This is a genomic window from Sporichthyaceae bacterium (assembly GCA_036493475.1).
Classification (GTDB): Bacteria; Actinomycetota; Actinomycetes; order Sporichthyales; family Sporichthyaceae; genus DASQPJ01.
Genome location: DASXPS010000008.1, coordinates 1 through 3,263, shown reverse-complemented (window position 1 = coordinate 3,263; position 3,263 = coordinate 1). Strand labels below are relative to the sequence as shown.

3 protein-coding genes are annotated in these 3,263 nt (G+C 70.5%); all 3 read right to left on the bottom strand.

Going from position 1 to position 3,263, the window contains the following annotated elements:
* Positions 1 to 243: 243 nt before the first annotated feature.
* Positions 244 to 996, bottom strand: a complete 753-nt coding sequence (locus tag VGJ14_00520) for an SDR family oxidoreductase (GenBank protein ID HEY2830877.1) — start codon at positions 994 to 996, stop codon at positions 244 to 246.
* Positions 997 to 1,124: 128 nt separating this feature from the next.
* Entirely contained in the window at positions 1,125 to 2,666 is a 1,542-nt protein-coding gene (locus VGJ14_00515) for a molybdopterin-dependent oxidoreductase (protein HEY2830876.1), read from the bottom strand.
* A gap of 93 nt (positions 2,667 to 2,759) precedes the next feature.
* Positions 2,760 to 3,263 (bottom strand): LLM class flavin-dependent oxidoreductase (locus VGJ14_00510; protein ID HEY2830875.1); only part of this gene is annotated, 504 nt, incomplete at its 5' end.

Genomic DNA, 3,263 nt, shown 5'->3' with positions numbered 1-3,263 from the left:
AGCTCCACCACGTCGTGCTCGGGCAACTGCCACAGGTTCTCGAAGGTCTTGCGGACCTCGCACAACGCGGACTCCAACCCCGCGAATGCCTGCACCGGCCCGGTGTCCATGAGACAAACCTACGCGGCACCACCGACAGTTCCGGCCCTGCCGGCGGACCCGCACTTCCCACTCGGGTAAAGGATCTGATGATCAATCATGCTCCCGCCGACCCCCGCCTTTCGAGGGTGGTATCCGGCGTGCTCAGCAGATCTCCTTCAACCCGTCGATGCTCAACAGGTACGCGCCGGGCGCATGGTCAGTGCCGGCTGCCAGGGCGGCGAGGTGTTTGCCGACGTGCTCCGGGCGCAGCGTCGGGCCCATCCGGCGCAGTTTCTCCGCCACCTCGATTCCCTCCTGCCGCGCGTAGCCCGCCACCGCCGCGGCGCCGAGCTCCGTCTCCGCGGTCAGCGTGGGCAGGATCGAGACGATCCGGATGCCGAGCCCCGCCTGCTTCGATTCCCCCGCGGCGTAGCCGGCCAGGAAGCGGACCATCGCCTTGGCGCCGGCGTAGCCGCCGCTCAGTGGTGACCCGTTCAGGGCCGCACCGCTGGACAGTGCGATCACCGTGCTGCCGGGGTCCAAGGGCAGCAGCAGCGCCTCGCGCAGCCAATGGAACGCCTGCGCGACGTCCACCTCCCAGGGTCGACTGAACGCCTCCCAGGACTGCTGTTGCAGCGGGCGCATCAGCGGCGCCGCACCGGCGTTGAGCACCAGCGTGCGCGGTCGGTAGCGCTCCAGAACCCGACCGGCCACCACCGGGTCCGCGGCGTCGGCGACCACCGGCGTCACTCGGTCGCCGAGTTCTGCGCGCAATGCCTCCAGCCGTTCGCCGTCGCGGGCCACGGCCACCACCTCGGCGCCGGCCTGATGCAACGCGACGGCAACCGCACGGCCGAAGCCGCGACTCGCACCGGTCACCACCGCGGTGCTGCCCGCCAGGTCTGTCGTACTCACGGGGTCTCCCTTCTCGGACGGTCATCGAGGTGGACACCGCGGCGCTGTGAGATTGGGCGGCAGCGGACCGCCCAGTTCGGGGCGTCGGCGGTGTCGGTACACCGACGAGCGGGTCAACGGACGGCCCGTCAGGAGATGCTGACCACGGCCGTGTCGTACCCGCTGGCGCCGTCCGGGACCGGGTCCGCGCGCTGCGCGGTCTGCACCGTGCCGGTGCCGTCGGTGGCCCGCACCGCCAGGCGATGTTTGCCGCTGGTCGGGTGCCAATCGGTGAGTCGCCACTGCCGCCAGGTGTCCCGGTTCGCCCACGGCGCCAGTTCGGCGACATGCACCTCGTCGTCGATAAGCACCTCGACCTTGTTGATCCCGCGATGCGGCGCCCAGGCCATCCCGGCCACCAGCGTGGCGCCCCCGGCGGCGGGACGGACCACATCGATCCGGGACTGGGTCTTGATCGGGGCCTGCTCGGACCACCCGCGTTGCGTCCAGTACGCCTGGAAGGCATCGAAGCGGGTGACCTCGAGATCGGTGATCCACTTGGTCGCGGAGACGAACCCGTACAGCCCGGGGACCACCATGCGCACCGGGAAGCCGTGTTCGTAGGGCAACGGCCTGCCGTTCATGCCGATGGCGAACATGGCATCGCGGTTCGGGTCGGTCAGCGCCGACAGCGGTGTGCCGCAGGTCCAGCCGTCCACGGATCTCGACTTCACCGCGTCGGCACCGGGCAGCACACCCGCGATGGACAGCACGTCGGCAATGCGGACCCCGAGCCAGCGGGCATTGCCGTTGAGATGCTCACCGACCTCGTTGGACACGCACATCAAGGTGACATCGCGCTCGATCAGCGGCGCCCGCAACAGGTCGGCGTAGGTGATCGTGATCGGGTGCTGCACCATCCCGTGGATGCGCAGCTTCCACGTCGCCGCGTTCAGGCGGGGCACGACCAGGGCGGTGTCGATTCGATAGAAGTCGTCGTTGGGCGTGACGTAGGACGAGAGCCCACGGACGCCGAAGTCCGCCCCGGTCACCGGCGGCGCCGGGCTCGCCGGGACCGGCAGGGTGACCAGGCCATCGGTGGTGAGGTTCGTGTTCGCGCCGTTGAGCCGCCACAACCCGCCGCCGGTCAGACCGACGACACCGACCACACCGGCGGCGCGCACGAAGGCCCGCCGGTCCACTCCCTCGGGCACACCGAACGGGCGTTCTGTCGGTGCGGCCACACCCACATCGGCCGGCCCGAGCGCCTGCAGCAGCTTGACCAGACCGACGGTGCTCACCACCAACGCCATGACGGCCGGCGCCACCCGGACCGGGAGCAGGTCGGTGGCACCGCGCACGGTGTCCGCGGCGACGATCCCGATCAGGCCGACCCCGACGGTCAGGGACAGCGCGGCCCGCCGATGCGTCACGCCGATCGCCCCGGCCAGCGCGCCGAGCAGCAGCACGGTGGCGAGCACCCCGGCGACCAGCACACGCTTGTCGTTGACCCCGAAGTGGCGGATGGCGAACTCACGCAGCCACGCGGGGCAGGAGTCGATGCCCCACGTGCCCACGGCGATCACCGGCGAGGGGCCGCCGATCAGGTCGGCGAAGCCCTCCGCGGCGGCCAGTGCGGCGCAGGCCGCCAGCACGCCGCAGCCCACGCCCCAACCGCGTGTGCGCGACACCCCGCAACCTCCGTCCCATAGCGGGCAAACCCGTCTCTTCCCACGGTTGCACCGCCCAGCGGCACGGAAAGGCCCGCGACCCTTACGGATCGGCTACGAGGTCGGGAGATCACCCGTGAGCTCCGCCAGTTGGTCCGGATCAACGTCATACGGCATGTAGAGGCTGATTCGGTCCACCACATCGCCAAAGCGGTCGCGCAGCCCGTGGGCCACCGCCGCCGGCGCGCCGACGACGGCGAAGGCGTGCAGGACCTTGTCGTCGATCAGCTCGCCCATCGCGTCCCACTCCCCCTGCTTGGACAGCCGGTTGAGGTCGGTCTGCAGCTCGCCCCAACCGTGCAGCTCGAGCACCTTGCGATAGGCCGGGGTCGAGGCGTAGAACGCGATCTGCTTGCGGACCGCGAGCGCCGCGGTGGCCAGCTCGTCCTCGGTCCCGCCCATCGCGACGAACGCCGGGTAGGCGATCTCGAACCTGCTCTCAACCGGCCGCTTCTCCCGGCCGCGTTGCACCGTCGGCAGCACGTGCTCACGCAAATAGCGCTCGGTACAGAAACCGTGCACGAACAGGCCGTCCGCCATCTCCCCGGCGACCTCGGT